Genomic DNA, 25369 nt, shown 5'->3' on the forward strand with positions numbered 1-25369 from the left:
CTTTTAAAATTGGAACTGTGATGTGAATCACAGTTCCAATTTTTTAATGTAAAACTCAGAAAAAACGAGTATACTAAAGGGTACTGAAAAAGAAGAGGATACGATGCAATCAATTGCATAGTTTCTCATCAGAAAGGGCGTATATCTTTGTCAGAAAAACGAGATTTATTTGAAAAACTGTTGGAACAAATCCAACTAGAGGAAGCAGAAAAAAATCATCCACTGCTTACTGCTGGTGAAATGGATAGTGTAGTGGTCCATCGTAAATCGCGTTTATGGGAATTTACGCTGCATTTTTCTAAAATTTTGCCTATTATGCTGTATCGTTCATTGGCTCAGCATCTGACTGTCGCTTTTAAAGAGATTGCACAAGTCAAATTGAATATCTTAGCAGATGACCAGACATTCGATGAACAGCTCTTGCAAGATTACTGGGCCCAAGCTTTGGAAAATCAGCAATGCGATACACCACTAGCACAGCAAGTATTGAAAACGCAAGTACCTGTGATAAAAGATCGTAAAGTCATCTTGCCAATCGACAGTACAGGGGCTATTTCATATTTGAAACAGCAATACTTACCATTAGTAGAAGAGTTGTTCGTCAGTTACGGATTCCCGAAATTTCGTATCGAACCAGAAGTGGATGAGCAGCAAGCGGAACGTGTATTGAAACTTTTTGAAGAACGTAAACAAGAACAGGCAGAAGCCTTTATGAAGCAAGCAGCTGAAAGTCTAGTTGTTCATGAGCAAAAGAAAAAAGAAAGAAAAGAACAGTCACCAGCTCTTGAAGGACCCATCCAGCTAGGACGAAATATTCCAGCAGATGAGCCCACAACACCAATGATCAATATCGTCGAAGAAGAACGACGGGTCACTCTTGAAGGGTATGTGTTCGATAAAGAAGTCAGAGAACTACGCTCAAAACGCAAGATCTTGACTTTGAAAATCACAGATTATACTTCATCATTTATCGTCAAAAAATTCTCAAATGGCGAAAAAGATGAACAGATATTTGATGCGATCAGTGTCGGAAGCTGGTTAAAGGTACGTGGAAGTATCCAAGAAGATACGTTTGTCCGTGATTTGGTCATGAATGCGCAAGATATCGTTGAAGTCAAACACACCCCTCGTAAAGATTATGCTCCTGAAGGGGAAAAACGGGTAGAACTTCATGTTCACAGCAATATGAGTACGATGGATGCAACGAATAGCATTTCTGATCTGGTGGCACAAGCAGGAAAATGGGGACACCGTGCCATCGCCATTACGGACCATGGTGGCGCACAAGCCTTTCCAGAAGCTCATAGTGCCGGGAAAAAAGCAGGTGTGAAAATCTTATACGGTGTGGAAGCGAATGTCGTAGATGATGGCGTACCTATTGCTTATAATGATGCGCATGAAGCATTAAACGAAGCCACATATGTCGTATTTGACGTGGAAACGACAGGATTGTCTGCGGTATACGATACCATCATCGAGCTCGCTGCAGTCAAAATGTACAAAGGAAATGTGATCGAAAGCTTTGATGAATTTATCGATCCAGGACATCCTTTATCCCGAACAACGGTGGATTTGACAGGTATTACGGATGAAATGGTTCGAGGATCGAAGTCAGAAGAAGAAGTCTTGCGGATGTTCCTTGAGTTTTCAAAAGGTACAATTCTGGTAGCACACAACGCGGCTTTTGATATGGGGTTCTTGAATACTAGCTACGCAAGATATGGCATTCCTGAAGCAACTAATCCAGTTATTGATACCTTAGAATTAGCCAGATATCTGTATCCGCAATTCAAACGTTTCGGATTAGGTGTGTTATCCAAAAAATTTGGTGTCAGCTTGGAACAGCATCACCGAGCAATCTATGATGCTGAAGCAACAGGTCACTTAGCTTGGATTTTTGTCAAAGAAGCAATGGACAATCATCACATGCTTTATCATGATCAGCTAAATGAGCATATCGGAGAAGGAGATTCTTACAAACGAGCCCGACCTTTCCATGTAACGATTTTAGCAAAGAATCAAGCAGGACTGAAAGATTTGTTCAAACTGATTTCAATGTCGAATGTCGAATACTTCGAACGTGTCCCGCGAATACCACGCTCCCAATTGAAAAAGATGCGTGAAAATCTATTGATCGGCTCAGCTTGTGATAAGGGAGAAATCTTCGAAGCCATGATGCAAAAAGGGGTAGAAGAGGCAAGAAACCGAGCAAAATTCTACGATTATATTGAAGTTATGCCAAAAGCGGTCTATGCACCTTTGATCGAGCAAGAATTGGTAAAAAATGAACATGATTTGGAAGAAATTATCCAAAACTTGGTAGAAATCGGAAAAAGTTTGGATAAAATCGTTGTTGCAACAGGCAACGTTCATTATCTCAACGAAGAAGATGCCATTTACCGAAAAATTTTGATCAATTCTATGGGCGGAGCGAATCCGTTGAATCGTCATAGTTTGCCAGATGTCCATTTCCGAACAACTGATGAGATGCTCACCGCTTTTCACTTTTTAGGGGAAGAAACAGCAAAAGAGATTGTAGTGGATAACACGAATAAAATCGCAGATATCTGCGAAGAAGTGATTCCAGTCAAAGATGAACTTTATACACCGAAGATTCCAGGTTCAGAAGATGAGATATCAGAATTGAGTTACACAAAAGCAAAACAAATGTACGGAGATCCGTTACCTGAAATTATCCAAAAACGATTAGAAAAAGAGTTGAACTCTATTAATGGTAATGGCTTCTCGGTTATTTATCTGATCGCCCAAAAACTTGTGCATAAAAGTAATGAAGATGGCTATCTAGTAGGTTCACGTGGCTCTGTTGGCTCTAGCTTTGTTGCAACGATGACTGGGATCACTGAAGTGAATCCTTTAGCTCCCCATTATTACTGTCCAGAGTGCCAATATTCCGAGTTCTTTGAAGATGGCACGTACGGTTCTGGATTTGATATGCCAGAAAAACAATGTCCAAAATGTGGTGCACGCTTAAATAAAGATGGTCATGATATCCCATTTGAGACATTTTTAGGATTCCATGGAGACAAAGTGCCCGATATTGATTTGAACTTCTCAGGTGATTATCAAGCAGAAGCACATAACTATACGAAAGTATTGTTTGGTGAAGACTATGTTTACCGTGCCGGAACGATTGGTACAGTCGCCGATAAAACAGCATATGGCTATGTAAAAGGTTATGAAAGGGACAATAATCTGCAGTTTCGAAGTGCAGAAGTCGACAGATTGGCAAAGGGTGCAACAGGAGTCAAACGGACAACTGGTCAGCATCCTGGGGGGATTATCGTTATTCCAGATTATATGGATGTCTACGATTTTACGCCGATCCAATATCCAGCAGACGATCAAAATTCGGAATGGAAAACGACCCATTTTGATTTTCACTCAATCCACGACAATGTATTGAAATTGGATATTCTAGGACACGATGACCCAACTGTTATACGGATGCTTCAAGATTTATCAGGGATTGATCCACAAACGATTCCTACAGATGACCCGGAAGTGATGCGGATATTTGCTGGCCCTGAAGTACTAGGGGTAACTCAGGAACAGATTTATTCTAAAACAGGAACATTAGGTATTCCAGAATTCGGCACTCGTTTTGTTCGAGGAATGTTAGAAGAAACACATCCTACAACTTTTGCAGAACTACTTCAAATATCCGGACTGTCTCATGGTACAGATGTATGGTTAGGAAATGCCGAAGAATTGATTCGACGTGGGGATGCGACATTGGCGGAAGTAATCGGCTGTCGTGATGATATCATGGTTTATTTGATTCATGCTGGATTAGACAGCGGGATGGCATTTAAGATCATGGAAACTGTTCGTAAAGGGCAATGGAACAAGATTCCTGATGAATTGAGAGAAACCTATCTATCCGCGATGAAAGAAAATAATGTGCCTGATTGGTATATCGATTCTTGTTCAAAGATCAAGTATATGTTTCCAAAAGCCCATGCTGCAGCTTATGTATTGATGGCTCTTCGTGTTGCTTATTTTAAAGTTTATTTCCCTATTTTGTATTACTGTGCATACTTTTCTGTACGTGCGGATGATTTTGATCTAGTCTCCATGTGCAAAGGAAAAGATGCTGTGAAACAAGCAATGAAAGAAATCACGGACAAAGGGCTAGATGCTTCCGTAAAAGAAAAAAATCAGCTGACCGTGCTAGAATTAGCCAATGAAATGTTAGAACGAGGATTCAAATTTGGGATGATTGATCTGTACAAATCGGATGCAGTTAATTTTGTTATCGAAGGAGATACGTTAATTGCGCCATTTAGAGCTGTCCCTAGTTTGGGAACCAATGTAGCAAAACAAATCGTTGAGGCAAGAAAAGATGGTCCATTTTTATCTAAAGAAGATCTTGCTACTCGAGGGAAAGTTTCAAAAACATTGATTGAATATATGAACGATAATGGTGTATTGAAAGATTTACCAGACGAAAACCAATTATCGTTATTCGATATGTTATAAGCATCTGTTATCTTGTCTGCTTGTAATTTTAAGCAGAGTATGGTATAGTTTTTATAGGTAATGATACTAACTGTGAGTGAGCGGATTTTTCGCTCACTCTTTTTAATGGAATTACGTATTTAATTTTTAAGGAGGCGAAACTTTTGAGTAGCGTCGTTGAAACAGTCACAGAAATGGTGACACCGATTTTAGATGAACAACATTTTGAACTTGTCGAAGTCGAATTTGTAAAAGAAGGAAAAAGTTGGTTCTTACGAGTATTTATTGACAAAGAAGGCGGAATCGATATCGAAGAATGTGCCTTTGTCAGTGAGAAACTGAGCGAAAAACTTGATGCAGCAGATCCAGATCCGATTCCTCAAGCTTATTTCCTGGAGGTATCCTCCCCTGGAGCAGAGCGGCCATTGAAAAAAGAAAGCGACTATGAAAAGGCACTTGGCGATTATGTCCATGTCTCCTTATACCAACCAGTAGATGGCGAAAAACAATACGAAGGATTTCTTCAATCATTTGATGCTGAACAGCTTACATTGAAAATACGCATAAAAACACGAGAAAAAGAATTGACTTTTGACCGAAAAAATATTGCAAAAGCTCGCTTAGCTATCCAATTTTAATCACGGAGAGGAATCAGAAAAAATGAGTAAAGAAATGTTAAATGCGTTAGACGCTTTAGAAGCTGAAAAAGGGATCTCAAAAGAAATCGTGATCGATGCTTTAGAAGCAGCATTGGTTTCTGCATACAAACGCCACTATGGCCAAGCACAAAATGTCGAAGTGGAATTTGATCAGAAAAAAGGAAAGATCCATGTCTATGCAGTAAAAGAAGTAACGGAAGAAGTGATGGATTCACAGTTGGAAGTCTCATTGAAAGATGCACTTTTGATTAATCCAGCATATGAGATTGGTGATACGATCCGTTTTGAAGTCACACCAAAAGATTTTGGGCGGATCGCTGCGCAAACAGCTAAACAAGTTATCTTGCAGCGTGTACGTGAAGCAGAAAGAACGATCATTTATAACGAATTCAGTGCTTATGAAAAAGACATCATGCAAGGAATCGTCGAACGTCAGGATAAACGTTATATTTATGTCAACCTTGGCAAAATAGAAGCAGTTCTTTCTAAACAAGATCAAATGCCAAACGAATTTTACCAACCTCACGATCGTATCAAAGTCTATGTTTCTCGAGTAGAAAATACGTCTAAAGGTCCGCAAGTATTTGTTAGCCGCAGCCATCCAGATTTATTGCGTCGCTTATTTGAGCAAGAAGTCCCAGAAGTTTATGATGGAATCGTTGAAATCGTCAGCATTGCCCGTGAAGCCGGCGATCGATCAAAAGTAGCTGTCCGTTCAAATGATCAGAATATCGATGCAGTCGGTACATGTGTTGGGCCAAAAGGACAACGTGTCCAAGCAATCGTCAATGAATTAAAAGGCGAAAACATGGATATTGTTGAATGGAATGAAGACCCAGCTGTATTCATTGCAAATGCATTGAATCCTGCACAAGTCATGGATGTGATTTTTGATGAAACCAATCCTAAAGCTTGCACAGTTGTCGTTCCAGACTATCAATTATCGTTAGCAATCGGTAAACGTGGACAAAACGCACGTTTAGCTGCTAAATTGACTAACCATAAAATCGATATCAAATCAGAATCTGATATGGCGGAATTTTATGAAAAACAAGAACACCAAAACGAAACAGAAGAATTGCATGACGAAGCAATCGTTCAGTCAGATTTGACAGACGATGAGTATGAAGCAATTGCGTTCAATAATGAAACGGTCGAAGAAAAACCAGAAGCTTAACTTTAGTAAGGAGGCAAAGAGATGAAACAAAGGAAAATTCCTTTACGCAAATCCGTGGTTTCAGGTGAAATGAAACCTAAAAAAGAGATGGTCCGAATCACCCGTTCAAAAGAAGGGGAAGTATCGATCGATCCAACTGGAAAAATGCCTGGACGAGGAGCGTATGTCTCACTTGAGCCGGAAGAAGTACAACAAGCTTGGGATAAAAAAATTCTCGATCGAGTACTCGAAACAACTTTAACAGATGAGTTTTATCAAGAACTTCTTGACTATGTCACTCACCAAAAAGCACGTAAAGAGTTATTTGGAAAATGAATACAGTCAATCGGCAAAAAGTCATGAATCTCATGGGTCTGGCGATGCGCGCGGGAAAACTGATTACGGGCGAAGAACTGACCATAGCTGAAATCCGCAAACAAAAAGCAAAATTGGTGTTTGTGGCAACAGATGCAAGTGAGAATACAAGAAAAAAGATAAAAGATAAGAGTTCATACTATGAAGTTCCTTGCTTTGAGCTATTTTCTGAAGCAGAAATCACGCAGATGATCGGAAAACCTCGCAAGGTATTCGGAATAATGGATGCCGGATTTGCGAAGAAGACCAAGGAGCTAATTGAAGGTTAGGAAGGTGATTGCATGGGCAATAAAAGAATCTATGAATTAGCAAAAGAACTCAAAAAATCTAGTAAAGACGTCGTGGAAAAAGCACAACAACTTGGCATCGATGTGAAAAACCATATGGGTGCGATTACTAGCAGTGATGAGAAGAAATTGCAACAAGCGTTCAAAAACCCAAGCACGAAACAACAAGCTGCACAACAAGCAAGCAGAAAACCAGCCAATCAACAGCCGAACGATCAACGTAAAAAAGAAGCAACAAATAATCAACAAAAAAATAAAAATAACCGCAGTTATCAAGATCGCGGTCAAGGGAGCGGTCAAGTGAATCAAGGAAAAAAACCAACAACAAACCAAAATAATACGGGGAATACTAGCAGTCAAAATCGTCCAGGAACGAGCCAAGGCGGCAATCAAAACCGTACCAACAACAAACCAAACAATAACAATCGCGGCAAATTTAATAATAACAACCGTAATCGTTATAATAAAAAGGGTAAAAAAGGCAAACAGCAACAATCAACTAAGCCAGCTGTACCACCACGCAAATTCCGTGAATTGCCAGATGTATTAGAGTATACTGAAGGCATGAACGTAGCAGACATCGCGAAAAAAATTCATCGTGAGCCAGCAGAAATCATTAAAAAATTATTTATGCTTGGCGTCATGGTCAATCAAAACCAAGCACTGGATAAAGATACGATTGAACTGTTAGCTACGGACTATGGTATGGAACCACAAGAAAAAGTCCAAGTTGATATTGCAGATATCGATAAATTCTTCGAGTCGGAAGAAGTTGATCCAGATAAATTAGTCTCACGTCCGCCAGTAGTAACGATTATGGGACACGTAGACCACGGGAAAACAACCTTATTGGATACATTGCGCCATTCACGTGTAACAAGCGGCGAAGCCGGCGGAATCACGCAGCATATCGGCGCCTACCAGATTGATATCGATGGCAAACCAATCACTTTCTTGGATACACCAGGACATGCGGCCTTTACAAGTATGCGTGCACGTGGAGCAAGTATCACAGATATCACGATTTTAGTTGTCGCTGCAGATGACGGTGTCATGCCGCAAACCGTTGAAGCAATCAACCATGCCAAAGCAGCAGGCGTTCCAATTATCGTCGCTGTAAACAAAATTGATAAACCAGGTGCAAACCCTCAACATGTTATGCAAGAATTAAGTGAGTATGAGTTAATTCCTGAAGCATGGGGTGGAGAAACGATCTTTGTTGAGATCTCAGCGAAATTCGGCCAAAACATCGAAGAATTGCTGGAAATGATTCTGTTAGTCGCAGAAGTAGAAGATTTAAAAGCAGATCCAACACAACGCGCAATCGGAACAGTGATCGAAGCACGTCTTGATAAAGGTAAAGGTCCTGTGTCAACCTTACTTGTCCAAGAAGGAACACTTCATGTTGGTGACCCAATCGTTGTCGGTAATACTTACGGACGTGTCCGTGTAATGACAAACGATCTTGGCCGTCGCGATAAAGAAGCAGGACCTGCAACGCCAGTAGAAATCACTGGCTTGAATGATGTACCTCAAGCAGGTGACCGTTTCGTAGTCTTCGAAGACGAAAAGACAGCACGTGCAGCGGGTGAAGAACGCGCAAAACGTGCATTATTGGAAAACCGTGCTGCAAGCAGCCGTGTAACCTTGGACAACTTGTTTGAAAGCTTGAAAGAAGGCGAGCTAAAAGAAGTTAACGTCATTATTAAAGCCGACGTTCAAGGTTCAGCAGAAGCATTAGCTGCCTCACTGAAAAAAATCGAAGTTGAAGGTGTACGTGTGAAAATCGTCCATTCAGCGGTAGGTGCAATCAATGAAAGTGACGTAACACTTGCAGCAGCAAGTAATGCGATTATCATTGGATTTAACGTCCGTCCTACACCTCAAGCAAAAGCGCAAGCAGAAGCTGAAGAAGTAGACATTCGCTTACACCGTATCATTTATAAAGCTATTGATGAAATCGAAACAGCGATGAAAGGAATGCTAGATCCTGAATTTGAAGAAAAAATCACTGGTCAAATGATTGTACGTGAAACATTCAAAGTATCCAAAGTAGGCACAATCGCTGGTGCATATGTAACAGAAGGCTATATCCGCAGAGACAGCGGCGTCCGTGTGATCCGTGACGGTATCGTTATCTACGAAGGCCAATTGGCAAGTTTGAAACGTTTCAAAGATGACGTAAAAGAAGTCAAAATGGGCTATGAATGCGGTGCTATGATTGAAAAATTCAATGACATCAAAGTAGATGACGTAATTGAAGGGTTTATCATGGAAGAAGTCAAAAATGACTAAAAACTGATAAAGGAGGCCAATCATTATGGCTAACTATCGTGATCGCCGAGTCGGTCAAGAAATCTTAAAAGAAGTCAATGCGATCCTACGTAAAAAAGTAAGAGATCCTCGTGTGCAAGATGTAACGATCACTGATGTACACGTAACAGGCGATCTTCAACAAGCAACAATCTATTACAGCATCCTTTCTGATTTAGCTTCTGAAAAGAAAAAAGCACAAGAAGGATTGGATAAAGCATCAGGATTGATTCGTCGTGAGCTGGGGCACAATCTAAGTATTTACAAAACACCTGAATTGTCCTTTGAATTAGATGAATCAGTTGTCTATGGCAACCATATCGATGAATTGCTTCGCGACTTGAACAAAGACTAATTAAAAAATCCCGCAAATCCTGTGAAATCAGGGGTTGCGGGATTTTTTTGTTTTCATTAAGACGTATTGCCTAAGAGTTCCATGACTTTAGTCTTGCGGCGTGTCAGTTAACCAAAAAAGAGAAAAAGAAAAAATTCGACTTTCTTTTTTCTATAGTATATAAATTTTTGCATATAGATAAAGATCAAGATACCGATGAGGGAAGCTAGATTGTAATCCATTGTAGTGACAGTCAGGTTATATAGCCAAGTAACTAGAAGATCAGTGGAATCTGCACTATAAAAGTTTGAATTTGTCGGTCTGCCGTCAGTTAAAAGAAAAATCACGTTGAAGTTATTGACAAGATATAAAATCCAAGCAAATGAACAGAAGTGCTTATTAGGTTTCAATTGGGAGTATCTGCGCTAGAATAAGAGTAATAATGAAAAGGAGTGTTACGTATGGATTATTCTAGTAAAGAATACTTTGATAAAATGACGGCTTGGTGGCGTGCTGCCAATTATCTTTCTGTCGGGCAAATTTATCTTAAAGATAACCCCTTACTGAGACGTACGTTGAAACCAGAAGATGTCAAAAAACATCCAATCGGTCATTGGGGAACGATTCCTGGCCAAAATTTTATTTATGTCCATTTGAACCGAGTCATCAATAAATATGATTTGAACATGTTTTATATCGAAGGACCAGGACACGGCGGACAAGTCATGGTATCGAATGCTTATTTAGATGGAAGTTACACAGAAATCTATCCAGAAGTAACGGAAGATGAGACGGGAATGCAAAAATTATTCAAGCGATTTTCATTTCCTGGAGGCATTGCTTCTCATGCAGCACCAGAAACACCAGGTTCTATCCATGAAGGCGGAGAGCTTGGATACTCTCTTTCACATGGAGTCGGAGCTGTATTAGACAATCCTGAAGTAATTTCTGCTGTCGTGATTGGTGATGGTGAAGCAGAAACCGGTCCTTTAGCTGGAAGCTGGTTCTCAAATGTCTTTATCAATCCGGTGACAGATGGAGCTGTTTTACCAATCCTTCATTTAAATGGTGCTAAAATAGCCAACCCAACGATCTTGGCACGTAAAACAGATGAAGAATTAGCAAATTACTTTAACGGACTTGGCTGGGAACCTTTCTTTATTGAAGGAAATGATCCAGAAAAATTAAATCCTGTTATGGCTGAAAAAATGGATCAAGCAATCGAGAAAATCAAATCCATCCAAAAAGAAGCTCGCCTGAAGACAGCAACAGATGTGGTGATGCAAAAATGGCCAGTATTGATCGTACGCACACCAAAAGGATGGACCGGTCCAGAAGAATGGGACGGGGAGCCAATTGAAGGAACCTTCCGAGCACACCAAGTACCGATTCCTGTAGATCAAGAACATATGGATCATGCAGATGCTTTACTCCGTTGGTTGAAATCCTATGAACCAGAAAAATTATTTGATGCACAAGGACGTATTTTAGAAGAAATCAGAGAAATCGCGCCCACTGGTGACCAAAGAATGGCAAAAAATCCTATCATCAATGGTGGAATCGATCCGAAACCGCTTGTTATGCCAGATTGGAAAAAATATACTTTGCAATTTGAACAACCGGGCTCCGTTAAAGCAGAAGATATGACTGAACTTGGTAAATTCGTTCGCGAGATCATTGAGAAAAATCCAGAAAATTTCCGTATATTCGGACCAGATGAAACAAAATCAAATCGATTGAATCAAGTTTTCAAAACGACAAATCGCCAATGGATGGAAAAAATCGAACCAGAAAATGATGAATGGCTTTCGCCATCTGGCCGCGTCATCGACAGTCAATTATCGGAACATCAAGATGAAGGGTTCTTAGAAGGGTACGTTCTGACTGGACGGCATGGTTTTTTTGCAAGTTACGAATCATTTTTGCGAGTGGTTGACTCTATGCTGACTCAGCACTTCAAATGGATGCGGAAATCACGTGACCTTTCTTGGCGAAATAATTATCCTTCGCTGAATCTCATTGCAAGCTCAACAGTCTTCCAGCAAGATCACAATGGATATAGCCACCAAGATCCAGGAATATTGACACATTTGGCAGAAAAAAAGGCGGAGTTCATCCGTGAATATCTGCCTGCGGATGCAAATACGTTGCTCGCAGTCATGGACAAAGCATTCCGCTCGTCAGAAAAAATTAATTTGATCATCTCTTCCAAACATCCGCGTGCTCAATTTTACTCAGCAGAAGAAGCAGCCGTCTTAGTGAATGAAGGCTTGAAAATCATTGATTGGGCTTCGACAGCAAAAGAGGAGGAACCTGAATTGGTCATTGCTGCTGCAGGAACGGAATCTAACTTAGAAGCATTAGCAGCTGTGACTTTGCTGCTGGAAGAATTCCCAAAACTAAAAATCCGGTTCATCAATGTCGTAGATTTATTGAAATTACGTCATCCGAGTCAAGATCCGCGTGGATTGAGCGATGAAGAATTTGACAAATATTTTACAAAAGACAAACCGATCTTATTTGCTTTCCACGGTTATGAAACTTTGATCCGCACGATTTTCTTTGATCGTCATAACCATCATTTAATGATTCATGGCTACAAAGAAAACGGAGATATCACGACACCGTTTGACATGCGTGTGGTAAATGAACTTGACCGTTATCATTTGGCAAAAGATGCAGCTTTAAAAATCAAAGGAAGTCAAGCAGAAGATTTTGCAAAAAAAATGGATCAGAAATTACAAGAACATCAAAACTATATTCGTGAAAATGGTATTGATCTGCCAGAAGTATTGGATTGGAAATGGAAAAATCTTGACCAATAAAATGATAAAATCGACCCTGAAAAATAGATTTTTTTACATTGATCAAGAAACTGAAAAATAAATAAAAAAAACGGAAAAAAGACTGGAAGAATGACCAGTCTTTTTTTTCGTTTTTGGGAAGTGAGAACCAATCTATTTACCTGTAAGCCACCCATAAATCCAATCAAATGGTGCAAAGAAAAAATCTTCCATTCTATTCCCTCCTTTAAAAAAAGCATAACATGATTTCTATTTACATGAGCATGAATTTTGTTACGTTTTTATTGCCGAAAAATAAAAACCGTTCATTATGATGTCAAATTCGTCAGTAATAGATGCAATGTGTTATAATAATTCAGTTAAATCAAAAATGAAATGGAGAAAAGACATGGACGGGTTATTACCTTTATGGAAAGAACGCGGAATGACAAGTCATGATTGCGTATTCAAATTAAGAAAAATCTTACATACGAAAAAAATCGGACATGGGGGTACGCTTGACCCGGATGTAGACGGTGTATTGCCTATTTGTATCGGAAAAGCCACAAAAGTTATCGAATATTTGACAGATTCTGGGAAAATTTATGTGGGCGAGATGACTCTAGGTTTCAGTACAACGACGGAAGATCGATCCGGAGAACGAGTAGAAACAAAACCAGTGGATATGTCTTTATCTGAAGAAAAAATAGATGAAGTGATGGCTTCATTTATTGGTGAAATCACCCAGATACCGCCCATGTACTCAGCGGTAAAAGTAAACGGTAAACGGTTATATGAATATGCACGGAATAATGAACCAGTGGATCGGCCTGTTAGAAAGGCTCAAATTTACCGTTTTATCCGAACAAGTGAACTGACAAGAGACGAAGTGGCAGGAACCATTTCTTGGCGTTTCGAAGTAGAATGCGGGAAAGGAACCTATGTCCGTACATTAGCTGTGGATACAGGCAAGAAACTTGGTTACCCTGCACACATGTCTGATCTCACTCGAACAGCAAGTGCCGGTATGGCCCAAAAAGAAGCGTTAACATTAGAAGAAGTAGCTCAAGCTGTAGAAAACGGTACGATCGATGAGTATTTGCTGCCAATTGAAAAAGGAGTGGAACGGTTCAAACGAGTAGATATTACTGATGAGGTATGGCAGAAAGTAAAAAACGGTATGAGACTTGATTATACTGTATTTGCGCTCCCAGAAATGCCTTCAGAGGAAATTGCCTTGTTTTATAATGACAAAGTCGTAAGTATCTATCAGCCAAACCCGAAAGAAAAAAATAAACTAAAACCTAGTAAAGTATTGAGAAATGAGGAATGACGAATGAATATCATCAAGATCAGACATCCTTACCAACCAGAACAAATTCCAGAAGACGATGTCGTTTTAGTACTGGGATTTTTTGACGGCGTGCATATTGGACACCAGAAAGTCATAAAGACAGGTATGGAAATTGCGCAAAAAGAAGGATTGAAATTAGCATTGATGACTTTCAATCAACATCCATCGATTGTTTTTAAGAAGATCGATCCTAGCAGTGTGAAGTATTTGACTAGCCTGAAGCAAAAAGAAGAAAAAATGGCAGATTTGGGTATCGATTATTTATATGAAGTCGATTTTACTTCTTCTTTTGCTCATTTAGCGCCACAAGAGTTTGTTGATCAATATATCGTAGGATTACATGCGAAATATGCTGTTTCCGGTTTTGATTACACCTATGGACCGAAAGACATTGCGGATGTCGCTCATTTTCCTGAATATGCTAAGGGAAGATTCAAAATCGTCACAGTCTCTAAAGAAGAAGAACAAGGCGAAAAAATCAGCTCTACACGTATTCGAGGATTGCTAGACAGCGGTCAAGTAAAAGAAGCGGCAAAACTATTAGGTTGCATATACGAGGTAGAGGGGGTAGTTGTTCATGGCGATGCACGAGGCAGATTATTAGGATTCCCTACAGCAAATGTCAAAGTAAAGAGCACAGTCCATTTACCTAAAGAAGGTGTTTATGTATCGGAAATAAAAATTGGGGAAACTTGGTATCCAGCCATGGGTTCCATTGGACATAATGATACATTTGGTGAAGGACGGGAGCTGACTGTAGAATTGTATATTTTGGACTTTAATCAAGATATCTATGGCGAGCATGTCAAAGTACGTTGGAATCAATTTTTAAGAGATCAAGTGAAATTTTCAAGTGTAGAGGAATTGATTGAACAACTCAAGGATGATGAACAAGCAACAGCTGAATATTTTTCTCAGCAATAAAATAATGTCCGTGAGAGCTAATCTTTATGCATAACTAGCAATTACAACGAAATGGTTGATAAATAAGCGTATGAAAGGCTGTGACAAAAGTCTTGTCACAGCCCTTTTTCCGAATAAATGGTGTTCCAGAAGTAGCTTCTTCGGAAATAAGCCGAAATTTCACAAAAATTTTGAGAAGCAATTTTCGTCCATTCCTTCTTATTTCTTGAAGCTGAACACTTCTGTCACAAACTCTTTCTTTATAGAAATAGAAGGATGCTACCAACCAATGAAAACGATTACTGGAGCGTATCATTTGCTTTAGACTATATATATTGGTGTACACTCACTTTAAGGCGGAAATAAAAGTTATCCGTAATAACAGGTTTAGGTATAAAAAGGAGTGGGTACTATGTATAAGGAATTAGAAAACAAAGTCGCAGTAGTAACTGGCGGCTCAAAAGGGATTGGAACAGCGATTGCTCAACGATTCGGGAAAGAAAAAATGAATGTAGTCGTCAACTATAATTCGGATAAAGAAGGGGCAGAAAAAGCAGTCAAAGCAATCGAAGAGGCAGGCGGAAAAGCAGTCTCTGTACAAGCAGATGTCAGTTCTGAAGAAGGAATACAGCGTTTACTTGATACGGCTTTAGAAAATTTTGGGACACTAGACATTTGGGTTAATAATGCTGGGATGGAAAATCAGCATCCGACCCATGAACTTAGCCTTGAAGATTGGGAAAGAGTATTAAAAGTAAATTTGACTGGCGTTTTTATCGGAACGAAAGCAGCTTTGAATTATTTTACAGAGAATGATAAAAAAGGAAATATCATCAATATGTCTTCTGTTCATGAACAAATCCCATGGCCAACATTTGCTCATTACGCTGCTTCAAAAGGCGGGGTAAAATTATTTACCGAAACGGTAGCAATGGAGTACGCACCTAAGGGAATCAGAATCAATAGTATAGGACCTGGCGCTATCCGTACACCTATTAATGCGGCAAAATTTGATGATCCTGAACAAAAAGAACTCTTGGAAAGTATGATCCCGCTAGGACGCGTAGGTGAACCAAAAGAAATAGCAGCGGCAGCTGCATGGTTGGCTTCAGACGAATCCAGTTATGTTACAGGTATTACACTATTTGCAGATGGTGGGATGACTTTATATCCTTCGTTCCAAGGTGGAAAAGGATAAGGGTGAATAAAAATGGGTTTATTGATTGCATTGATCCCGGCAGTTGGGTGGGGGATCCAGCCACTGATTTTGAAAAAGATTGGCGGCAGACCAACAAATGAGATATTAGGAACTGGTATTGGAGCGGTGCTTGTTGGCTTACTCGTTCAATTATTCGCTTCTCCAGCTGGCATTTCAGTGACTACATTTTTGATTAGTTTACTTTCTGGTGCATTTTGGGTTATTGGACAAACAGGACAGTATACATCTTTCAACTTGATTGGTGTTTCTAAAACGATGCCTATCTCGACTGCATTACAGTTAGTCGGAACCTCGTTGATTGGTGTCTTTGCTTTTGGAGAATGGTCTGGAAGTATGGGGAAAATCATTGGTGCAGCAGCGATCATTCTTCTTGTATTTGGCTCTGCTTTAACGGCAATCAGTGATGATCCTGGAAAAAAAGGCGGTATCACAAAAGGAATTAGTCTATTAGCATCAACAAGTATTGGTTATTGGGTTTACAGTGCATTGCCCAAACTAGTTGATGCAAGTGGACTTTCCATTTTCTTTCCGCAAATGATCGGTGTCTTTTTAGGGGCAGTTATTTATGTGATTTTCCGAAAACCAACTGCATTTTCTGAAGACAAAAGTTGGAAAGCAACAATAGTTGGAGCCATCTTCAGTGTGTCAGCGTTGGCTTATATTTTTTCAGCGAATGAAAATGGGGTTGCTACTGCATATATCATTACACAACTAAACGTAGTTATCTCTACATTAGGCGGTATGTACATCCTGCATGAAAATAAGACACCAAAAGAAAAAAAATTAACGATTATCGGCTTGTTGCTGATCGTAGTAGGAAGTATGGTCACGGTCTTTATTTGAGGATAAAGAGAGCAAAAGATTACTTATAAAAAGAGGCCGGGACAGAAGCGTTTAACTCCAAGAAATAAGAAGGAATTCACGAAAATTGCTTTTCAAATTTTTGTGAATTTCAGCTTATTTCCGAAGGAGTTGCTTCTGCTTCCGCCATTTATACGTGTTTAGAGCGTGAGACAAAAGTGTTATTTACTTTTGTCCACGCTCTTTTTAATCGTCTAAGAAACAAGTGAAATATCTGTCTGCATCAATAATTTTCCATTGATCCATTGACTAAAGTTCGTTACATAATTAAAATTACCACCTATAAGTATCTCCGCATGATTATCTTTATAAAGATCGTATTGTAAAAGACGGTCTTTTTTATTTGCGTAAACATCGTTATGGTACTGAACTAATTGTTCTCGGAATTGATTGATCGCTGTAAAATCACGATACTGAAGGTTGAAACGCATCGTGATTGGTGTATCTAGCATGAATCGTTGCATGTCTTTTGCTGCTTCATCTGCTTGATCTCCGTAAAGAAATTCAAAAAGATTACGTTCAGAAAATTTCCATTGTCCGCCGACCTTTGTTCCTTTTAGTTTTCCTTCATGAAGATAATTTCTGATAGAACGTGTAGTAACACCTAATTGTTCGGCTAATTCATTTACTGAGTAAAAATCTTTCAATGTTCACCCTCCTATGTGAATGATTCTATTGGTTTGGTTGTTAGTTGCTTTATCACGAGATGTAGAAAGAACGATCTCACTTAAAGTCATTGCAAAAAACGAATCAGAAAATTCTAACTTTTCTTTCTCTAAAGAAATTCATTCTCTTCTAAAGTGATATTATATTTAAATATACCTGAAAATAATGGATAGTATTATGAAAGATTGCTGATATTTTCTCGTATTTTTTCCTTATTCAAAAGATTTGCAGGAAAATTGCTGAAAAAATTTTACTAAGTTGAAAATTCAAGGTCATTCGTATCAGTGATTTTTTTCAGCACAAGAAAGACTCCTTATAAAAACAACAGATACTTTGCCAATTAAGTGTTTAACCAGTGAGGATAAAAAGGATAGAACAAAGCCTGTACAAGGTAATGGATAGATTCTTCGCCAGTACAGTTTTTGTTTGTATAAAGCTTTATCGCCAAAATTTATTATGATCTTTCTTGTCTTCAATATTAAATGAAATAAAATGGTCAATCAGTTCCCAATTGATTGCACTTTTCCAAGGAACTTTGATGACATTATCCGTATATATGTAACCAATTTCTTGGATAGTCTTTTCAAGGGCACGAATCGCTGCTTTTTCTGGTGCGATGGAAAAATGATTTTCAGCAAAACTGAATGCAATAATAAAGGTACCATGATCAGTAAAGATAGGCTGGTTCCATTTTACAGTTGTGTCCAGCTGGGGATATGTCTTCGCTATCTTAGAGAAAAGGTCATTGATCTTTTGTTGATTTTCTTTTTCTTTTATTTGATCAATAATCAATCGGAATTTTTCCATTCTAAAACGCCTCCATTAAGTGGTTTGATTTATTTTACCAGAAAAACAATGGTTATGTATAAAAATAAATTAGAAAACAAGCGATATTGTATCCGGTATATTTTGATGATAAGATGGCTCAAAGACCAAAATAGAAAAGAGGCATAAAAATGATTGACTTGGCAAAGAAATTCTCACACGCAAATATTTATTTTGAGTTGTATCATCATCGAGCTATTTATACAAATGAAGATGCTTTGGTGGTGAAGAAAGAGCAAGGATTTACAGGCACAGAGACCAAAAGCTTATTCTTAAAAGATAAAAAAGATAATAACTATGTATATCTGACTTTTACTACAAAACAAACGGATTTCAAAGCATTAGGAAAGATCATCGGTAAAAGGCTTTCTATTGTTTCATCAGAACATATGGAAGAACAGACGGGACAAAAACAGGGCGCTGTTTCTCCATTTGGTTACGAAGAACAGATACCGATTATTATTGACGAAGAACTATTGTCAAAAGAAAAACTTGTTTTTGCACCAGGAAGGCCAGATCAAACGATGGTCATCAAAACGATTGACTTAAACAAAATCATCCAGCTACTTAAAATACCGATGTTTTTAATGCCAGCAAATGAAAATAACAACAATCAAACAAAATAGTGCATACTAGGAGCTGTAGCAATATGATAAGATATCCGTTATTAGGTAAAAATACGACGATTGGGGTTATTGCACCATCATCGGGCGTAGCAGAAGAACACCACCTGTTACTAGAAATGGCTTTAAAGAGTATGGAAGAAAAATCTTTTCATGTCGTTACTGGAAAGACGCTGTGGACGCAAGATAAAGAAAAATCAGCTCCAGCAAGAGAAAGAGCAGATGAATTCAATCAAATGATGAAAGATGAGAATATCCAAATGATCTTTCCGCCTTGGGGAGGAGAATTATTGATTGAGATCCTCGATTCTGTCGATTTCGATGCACTACAGCCAAAATGGATAGTAGGTTATTCAGATATTAGTACGTTGCTACTCGCCATCACATTAAAAACAGGGATAGCCACTGCACATGGGACCAACCTTATTGATTTAAGAGGAAATTATTCAGATAAAACGACAGCGATGTGGAAAAGTGTGCTAGAAACAGGCAAAGGAGAATCAATCTTACAGCGTTCTTCTGAAAAATATCAAAAAGAATGGCATCATGAGCAACCGTCACCTTCAGTTTTTCATCTTACTGAACCAACAAATTGGCAAACAGTCAGCGGAGAGACAGTAAGGATAAAAGGCCGATTATTAGGTGGTTGTATAGATACGATCAGACATTTAATTGGTACACCTTATGGAGATGTCCAAACGTTTAAAAGAACGTATAATGATGGAAAGCCAATCTTGTGGTTTCTAGAAAACTGTGAGCTATCCTCCGTTGATTTAAGAAGATCACTTGTTCAGATGAAACTAGCAGGATGGTTTGAGGACAGCTCTGGTATCATGTTTGGCAGAAGTGCAGCAGAGGATTTGCTAGATTATCGAATGAAGGATGTATATGAAGATCTTTCAAAAGAATTGAACATACCAATCTTGTATGATATTGATTGCGGTCATGTGCCGCCACAACTAACATTGATCAACGGTGCCTACGCAGAAGTATCGGTAAAAGATGGAAAAGAGACTATTTTGCAAACGTTTATTTAATAAAATTTTTTCCTGCCTTGGAGTCTATCAAAGACCAATAAATCTAAATAGAAAAGAAAGTGAAAGAAGCTGACAGTATTTTGTCAGCTTCTTTTTGTATAACATATTAGAAAGTTTAATTATCTATAACTGTCACATCGATTAACTGTTTCACGTCATTTGGGTTGCCTGTAGGAATAGCAACCACAGATGCATGATCAATGATTTCTTGAGTTGTTTTTTTTATGAATGCTGGATCAGAGGCTTGATCTGCAGGTATTTGCCAATGTGAAGGAACTGGATAACTAGTGATCGTTCCGTCGTGGTTACTAGAATACACTAAAATTCCCTGGTAGCCGTATTTTCCAGTAAGCATAACTACGTCTTTTGGATAACCTACGCTCCCTGCATCATAGGGATCGATAGGTGTTCCTGCCGGATAATGAATAACATGTAGTTCAAAATCGCCTGATGCATCTTTAAAAGTATTACCCTTGACAGCCAACCAAACGCGTGCGTACTCAATTTGCAGATCAGAATATCCTGCTAACGGATCTACTGACTGAGAAGACTGTGAGAAGGATGTGTCTGCTGTAGAAGAAAGACTCGTGTCAACTGTACCACTAGATATAGAAGAAGGGTTGGACTCTGAAAGCTTGCTGGTGGTTGAAGATGTATTCGATTCAGAAGAAGCTGATTTCTGTGTACTTGATTTTTCAGCTGAACTAGTTTGTCTGATGGAACTTTTGACTGCGGTCGCAGATGACTCACTAGTTTCTTTACTAGCAGATGTACATCCTACAAGGAATAAGGAGATCGACGCTAAAATAAACCCTAACTTTTTCATATAAAACACCTCGTCACTTTAATTAATACTAGTATAGCATAATTCTAAATTTCTCTGGTTAAAGGAGAAGCAGAGAAAAAATTTCTATACATTGATTAAATCTGTCTTTTATTTATGTATTTAGGGAAATTTCCCATTATATGCTACCTAAGAACTATTATTGAAATCAAGTTTCTTAAAGTGTAATAGCTATTGTAACCGATTTCTTTTATGCTTATACTAAATCTGCGACAAAAGATGTGTATGGAAGGAGTTGACTTATTATGATAATGGAAAAGATTCAACGCTTTGGCGGAGCTATGTTTACACCGGTTTTGCTCTTTTCTTTTTCGGGGATCATGGTGGCTTTATGTATCATCTTTAAAAATCCAATGTTAGTGGGGAGTATTGCTACAGAAGGAACAGCATGGTATTCGATCTGGTCAGTGGTTGAAAGTGGTGCTTGGACCGTATTCAATCAAATGGAGTTGTTGTTTGTTATTGGATTACCTATCGGATTAGCTAAAAAAGCAAGTGCTAGAGCAGTAATGGAAGCATTTGTAGTCTATATTACTTGTAATTATTTCATTTCTACCATGTTAGGCTTTTATAGCGGATTTTTTGGTGTTGATTTTTCTGCCGATCCGGGCGGCGCAAGTGGACTGAAAATGATTGCGGGTATCAAAACATTGGATACAGGAATTATAGGGGCAATCTTGATTTCAGCTGTTGTAGTGTATCTGCATAATCGATTCTTTGATAAAAAGCTGCCGGATTTTTTAGGAATCTACCAAGGGTCATCATTTGTTGTGATTATTAGTTTTTTCATCATGTTACCTATTGCATTTTTGATCTGCCTTATCTGGCCTAAGATCCAGTCGGCAATCAGTTCATTGCAAGGTTTCTTAGCGGGTGCTGGTATATTTGGTGTCTGGCTTTACACTTTTTTAGAACGTATTTTGATTCCAACCGGCTTACACCATTTTATCTACGCACCGTTTGCGTTTGGGCCAGCAGTAGTAGAAGAAGGGATTGCGAGATACTGGATGACACATCTTCAGGAGTTTGCTCGCAGCGAACAGCCACTTAAGCATCTCTTTCCAGAAGGCGGTTTTGCTTTGCACGGGAATTCAAAGATATTCGCTTCTCCAGGTATTGCCGCAGCATTTTATTTCACTGCAAGACCTGAGAATAGGAAAAAGGTGCTGACGATCCTGATTCCAGCAACTTTGACAGCTGTTTTGGCGGGTATCACTGAGCCATTAGAATTTACGTTTCTATTTATATCTCCACCGTTGTTTGCTATTCATTCACTTTTGGCTGCTACAATGGCGGCAATAATGTATGGTTTTGGTGTGGTAGGGGATATTGGTGGTGGATTTATTGATTTGTTTGTGAAAGTCTGGATTCCATTATTTCAAAACCATAAAGGAATGATCTTTACCCAACTAGTGATTGGTCTAGCTTTTACAGGAATCTATTTTATTGTGTTTCGATACCTGATTATCAAATTTGATATTGCCACTACGGGGAGAGAAGAGAATACCGACGCTGTTAAATTATATACTAAAAAAGATTACAAAGAAAAAGAGAGGAAAACTTCAAAAACAGAAATTGAAAATGTATATGAGAATCAAGCTGCTATTTATTTAGAAGGTTTTGGAGGGGCCGGAAATATTGAAAAAGTCACAAATTGTGCTACACGCTTGAGAATAACTGTAAAAAATGAAATGTTGGTTTTAGAAGATACGATTTTTAAAGAAGGTGGAGCACACGGTGTAGTGAGAAACGGCAATGCTTTTCAAGTAATAGTTGGTTTGGACGTGCCACAAGTACGTGAACAATTTGAACGTTTATTAGAAATAGAACAATAGTTTCACAAAAATCTTAACAGACAAACAGAAAGGGGAATGTTAATATGAAAAAATTTTCAATCACGATTGCCGGCGGAGGGAGTACATTTACTCCTGGAATTGTTTTGATGCTTTTGAAACATCTGGATAGATTTCCTATCCGGCAAATCAAATTTTATGACAATCTGGAGGAAAGACAAACACGTATTGCTTCTGCGTGTGAGATTTTATTGAAGGAAAGAGCACCAGATATTTTATTTACAGCCACTACTGATCCAGAAACAGCATTCACTGATGTTGATTTTGTTATGGCACATATTCGTGTTGGCTTATATGCGATGCGGGAAAAAGATGAAAAAATTCCGTTGAAGTATGGGGTAGTTGGTCAGGAAACTTGTGGACCTGGCGGAATTGCTTATGGGATGCGTTCAATTGGCGGTGTTTTAGAGTTGATAGATTATATGGAAAAATATTCACCAAATGCGTGGATGCTCAATTACTCTAATCCAGCGGCGATCGTGGCAGAAGCGACTCGAAAATTACGTCCTAAAGCAAAAATCATCAATATATGTGATATGCCGGTGGGAATTGAAGAGCGTATGGCTCAAGCTATCGGTTTAGCTTCACGCAAAGAAATGGTCGTACGCTACTATGGCTTGAATCATTTTGGATGGTGGACGGATATCCGAGATACAGAAGGAAATGATTTGATGCCTAAAATTCAAGAATATGTTAGTCAGTTTGGTTACGCTCTACCATCGGAATCTCAAGAATCACAACAAACTGATGCAAGTTGGAAACATACATTTATGAAAGCAAAAGAAGTATATGACATTGACCCAACTACTCTTCCTAACACTTATTTGAAATATTACTTTTATCCGCAAGATGAAGTAGCGCACACCAATCCAGAGTTCACGCGTGCAAATGAAGTGATGGTTGGACGTGAAAAACAAGTATTTAATGAATGTGATCGTATCACTAGTAGTGGTTCAGCAGAAAATACGATACTAGAAATCGATGAACATGCTAGCTATATCGTTGATTTAGCACGAGCAATTGCCTATAACACTCATGAAAGGATGTTGCTGATCGTACCTAATAACGGAGCTATCGAGAATTTTGATGAGTCGGCGATGGTAGAAATACCCTGTATAGTTGGCAGCAATGGACCAGAACCGTTGATACAAGGAAAGATTCCACGCTTCCAAAAGGGATTGATGGAACAACAAGTAGCAGTTGAAAAATTAGTAGTCGAAGCTTGGGAAGAAAGGTCTTATCAGAAATTATGGCAAGCACTGACATTATCAAAGATTGTTCCAAACGCAAAAGTTGCAAAAAATCTACTAGATGATTTGGTGAGTGTAAACCAAGAATACTGGCCTGAATTGAAATAGCAGTATTCCAAATACATCGTGGTTCTCCTCTATTAAAAAATAGTTTCATGTTATTGCATATACTAATAATAGAGGAGGGATAGTATGGAACTAGAAAAATTGATTCATCAACATGCAGAAAAATTAAGCGAACTAGACCGAGGAATCTTGAACTTTATTTTATCGGATCCTAGCTTGATACAAAATTTGAAAATAACTGACTTAGCGGAGAGACTTTATGTCTCAAAATCTTCCATTATGAGAACAACTAAGAAATTGGGGTTTTCTGGTTATTCTGAGTTCAAATATTTTTTACGACATGTAACAAATAAAGAAAATGGGCTTAGAACAAAAGAAGATATTTTTGAAAAACAACTGGAAGATATCCAGCAGACGCTTCATTACATGAAGGCTGTCAACTTAAAGCCAATCCTTCAATGCTTAGACCGAAGTAAGATGATCTATTGCTATGCAACGGGATTTTCACAAAAGAAAGTAATTGATGAGTTTTATAAAATGATGCTAGGTATTGGAAAGAGAGTAATGGTGTTGCCAAATAAGACGGAGTTTGATATGGCCATGCCACTGATAACATTAGAAGATATGGCCATTATTGTTTCTTTGAGCGGTGAAACACATGAGGTCAAAGAAAATCTGACTGCCTTTGAATTACAGAAAATTCCAGTTTTGACCATTACTGCAGCTGGAGATAATTATTTCACACGCCATAGTACTTATCATTTAAATTATTATTGTAATTGCTTTATCCTTGGAAAAGAAAATAAGCCATTTCAATCATTGATCAGCTTGAGCTGCTTAGCGGATTATTTAGTTCGTGCTTATGGTGTATATACGCTGAGAGAGGAGAGCTAGATGAGAAGAGACAGGATAGAAGGACTCTGGAAACACATTTTACTTGGTTATTGGATAGCCGCAGCTTTCCTTTTTTATTTCTATGCTATATTAATGACTATCAGAATGAATGGAGTGATACATGAAGCTTTTTTCCATAATCCATATGTCGCTCTTGGTTCCTTATTTCCTTTTTTAATGTTATTTCAAGCAAGTATTCTTTATTTTTTAGAAAAAAGAACAATTGACATCAGCTTGTTAAGAATATACCTACAATTTACTGTTGTCCAACAAGTTATAACAGGAAATTTAATAGGAGCTCTTTTAGCTTTTCTCTATGTAAGAAGTTTAAAAAGATGTGGGAAGAAGTCCACTATATACAGCCTGTCTCTTATACACATCTAGATGTGTATAAGAGACAGGTTTAAAAAGATGTGGGAAGAAGTCCACTATATACAGCAAAGTACTAGTTTTATCTAGCACGATTTTTATAGGAACCATTAGTCTACTAGCTATATTTTTGCTTTTACGAATGAGTTAAAAAATTGATTCTCAGTTTTTTTATACAAATAGAAAAATAGAAGAGAAAGTTTAACACGATATATAAAT

22 protein-coding genes are annotated in these 25369 nt (G+C 38.4%); 18 read left to right on the forward strand and 4 right to left on the reverse strand.

Annotation, left to right across the window (positions count from 1 at the left end):
• Positions 1 to 147 precede the first annotated feature (147 nt).
• From A5849_RS06935 to rbfA, 7 genes are all read left to right on the forward strand, one after another.
• Positions 148 to 4500, forward strand: coding sequence for a PolC-type DNA polymerase III (locus A5849_RS06935; RefSeq protein ID WP_002308901.1), 4353 nt, complete (start codon positions 148 to 150; stop codon positions 4498 to 4500).
• Positions 4501 to 4643: 143 nt separating this feature from the next.
• Positions 4644 to 5117: a ribosome maturation factor RimP gene (gene rimP / locus A5849_RS06940; protein WP_002308902.1), complete on the forward strand. Its 474-nt coding sequence runs from the start codon at positions 4644 to 4646 to the stop codon at positions 5115 to 5117.
• 22 nt (positions 5118 to 5139) lie between these two features.
• On the forward strand, positions 5140 to 6315 hold the full coding sequence (nusA, locus tag A5849_RS06945) for a transcription termination factor NusA (RefSeq protein ID WP_002313645.1): 1176 nt from the start codon (positions 5140 to 5142) through the stop codon (positions 6313 to 6315).
• A gap of 21 nt (positions 6316 to 6336) precedes the next feature.
• Positions 6337 to 6630: an RNase P modulator RnpM gene (rnpM, locus tag A5849_RS06950; protein WP_002288501.1), complete on the forward strand. Its 294-nt coding sequence runs from the start codon at positions 6337 to 6339 to the stop codon at positions 6628 to 6630.
• Positions 6627 to 6938, forward strand: coding sequence for a YlxQ-related RNA-binding protein (locus A5849_RS06955; protein WP_002308904.1), 312 nt, complete (start codon positions 6627 to 6629; stop codon positions 6936 to 6938). Before rnpM ends, A5849_RS06955 begins: the two co-directional genes overlap by 4 nt.
• Positions 6939 to 6950: 12 nt before the next feature.
• A complete protein-coding gene (gene infB / locus A5849_RS06960) occupies positions 6951 to 9251 on the forward strand; it encodes a translation initiation factor IF-2 (protein ID WP_002314813.1) in 2301 nt (766 codons plus the stop codon).
• Positions 9252 to 9276: 25 nt separating this feature from the next.
• Positions 9277 to 9624, forward strand: coding sequence for a 30S ribosome-binding factor RbfA (gene rbfA / locus A5849_RS06965; RefSeq protein WP_002308906.1), 348 nt, complete (start codon positions 9277 to 9279; stop codon positions 9622 to 9624).
• A gap of 107 nt (positions 9625 to 9731) precedes the next feature.
• Here the strand turns inward: rbfA and A5849_RS15315 are convergent, their stop codons facing one another.
• Complete coding sequence (locus tag A5849_RS15315; protein WP_002308907.1) at positions 9732 to 9950, reverse strand: hypothetical protein; 219 nt, start codon at positions 9948 to 9950, stop codon at positions 9732 to 9734.
• Between the two features lie 114 nt (positions 9951 to 10064).
• Here A5849_RS15315 and A5849_RS06975 point away from each other — a divergent pair, with 114 nt between their 5' ends.
• The 5 genes from A5849_RS06975 to A5849_RS07000 all read left to right on the forward strand — a co-directional run bounded on the left by A5849_RS06975 (position 10065) and on the right by A5849_RS07000 (position 16705).
• A complete protein-coding gene (locus tag A5849_RS06975; RefSeq protein ID WP_002348558.1) occupies positions 10065 to 12428 on the forward strand; it encodes a phosphoketolase in 2364 nt (787 codons plus the stop codon).
• A 367-nt stretch (positions 12429 to 12795) separates the two neighbouring features.
• Positions 12796 to 13719 carry a tRNA pseudouridine(55) synthase TruB gene (truB, locus tag A5849_RS06985; protein WP_025478152.1) on the forward strand — a complete coding sequence of 308 codons (924 nt, stop codon included), beginning with the start codon at positions 12796 to 12798 and terminating at the stop codon, positions 13717 to 13719.
• A 3-nt stretch (positions 13720 to 13722) separates the two neighbouring features.
• Positions 13723 to 14664 (forward strand): riboflavin biosynthesis protein RibF, encoded by a 942-nt coding sequence (ribF, locus tag A5849_RS06990; RefSeq protein WP_002308911.1) that lies wholly within the window; start codon positions 13723 to 13725, stop codon positions 14662 to 14664.
• A 391-nt stretch (positions 14665 to 15055) separates the two neighbouring features.
• Positions 15056 to 15841, forward strand: coding sequence for a glucose-1-dehydrogenase (locus tag A5849_RS06995; protein WP_002308914.1), 786 nt, complete (start codon positions 15056 to 15058; stop codon positions 15839 to 15841).
• Between the two features lie 12 nt (positions 15842 to 15853).
• Positions 15854 to 16705: a GRP family sugar transporter gene (locus A5849_RS07000; RefSeq protein ID WP_002288523.1), complete on the forward strand. Its 852-nt coding sequence runs from the start codon at positions 15854 to 15856 to the stop codon at positions 16703 to 16705.
• A gap of 212 nt (positions 16706 to 16917) precedes the next feature.
• On the opposite strand, the gene A5849_RS07005 is transcribed toward A5849_RS07000, so the two are convergent.
• Together A5849_RS07005 and A5849_RS07010 are read right to left on the reverse strand one after the other, a co-directional pair.
• A complete protein-coding gene (locus A5849_RS07005; protein WP_002316342.1) occupies positions 16918 to 17370 on the reverse strand; it encodes a helix-turn-helix domain-containing protein in 453 nt (150 codons plus the stop codon).
• 457 nt (positions 17371 to 17827) lie between these two features.
• Entirely contained in the window at positions 17828 to 18196 is a 369-nt protein-coding gene (locus tag A5849_RS07010; protein WP_002345981.1) for an iron chaperone, read from the reverse strand.
• Positions 18197 to 18345: 149 nt separating this feature from the next.
• Between A5849_RS07010 and A5849_RS07015 the strand changes: the two genes are divergently transcribed.
• Positions 18346 to 18840 (forward strand): YbaK/EbsC family protein, encoded by a 495-nt coding sequence (locus tag A5849_RS07015; protein ID WP_002316340.1) that lies wholly within the window; start codon positions 18346 to 18348, stop codon positions 18838 to 18840.
• A 23-nt stretch (positions 18841 to 18863) separates the two neighbouring features.
• Positions 18864 to 19874 carry a S66 peptidase family protein gene (locus A5849_RS07020; RefSeq protein WP_002348563.1) on the forward strand — a complete coding sequence of 337 codons (1011 nt, stop codon included), beginning with the start codon at positions 18864 to 18866 and terminating at the stop codon, positions 19872 to 19874.
• Positions 19875 to 19989: 115 nt separating this feature from the next.
• Here A5849_RS07020 and A5849_RS07025 read toward each other — a convergent pair whose 3' ends face one another.
• On the reverse strand, positions 19990 to 20700 hold the full coding sequence (locus A5849_RS07025) for a hypothetical protein (RefSeq protein ID WP_002308919.1): 711 nt from the start codon (positions 20698 to 20700) through the stop codon (positions 19990 to 19992).
• A 263-nt stretch (positions 20701 to 20963) separates the two neighbouring features.
• On the opposite strand from A5849_RS07025, the gene A5849_RS07030 reads away from it, so the two are divergent.
• The 4 genes from A5849_RS07030 to A5849_RS07045 all read left to right on the forward strand — a co-directional run bounded on the left by A5849_RS07030 (position 20964) and on the right by A5849_RS07045 (position 25165).
• Entirely contained in the window at positions 20964 to 22553 is a 1590-nt protein-coding gene (locus tag A5849_RS07030) for an alpha-glucoside-specific PTS transporter subunit IIBC (RefSeq protein WP_002334776.1), read from the forward strand.
• Positions 22554 to 22597: 44 nt separating this feature from the next.
• Positions 22598 to 23929: a 6-phospho-alpha-glucosidase gene (locus A5849_RS07035; RefSeq protein ID WP_002313654.1), complete on the forward strand. Its 1332-nt coding sequence runs from the start codon at positions 22598 to 22600 to the stop codon at positions 23927 to 23929.
• An 84-nt stretch (positions 23930 to 24013) separates the two neighbouring features.
• The gene (locus A5849_RS07040; RefSeq protein ID WP_002334775.1) at positions 24014 to 24781 is read left to right on the forward strand and encodes a MurR/RpiR family transcriptional regulator; all 768 of its coding nucleotides are present in this window, start codon (positions 24014 to 24016) and stop codon (positions 24779 to 24781) included.
• Positions 24782 to 25165 carry a hypothetical protein gene (locus A5849_RS07045; protein WP_143353353.1) on the forward strand — a complete coding sequence of 128 codons (384 nt, stop codon included), beginning with the start codon at positions 24782 to 24784 and terminating at the stop codon, positions 25163 to 25165.
• Positions 25166 to 25369: the final 204 nt, after the last annotated feature.

The organism is Enterococcus sp. 10F3_DIV0382 (assembly GCF_002140245.1).
GTDB classification, from domain to species: Bacteria; Bacillota; Bacilli; order Lactobacillales; family Enterococcaceae; genus Enterococcus_B; species Enterococcus_B lactis.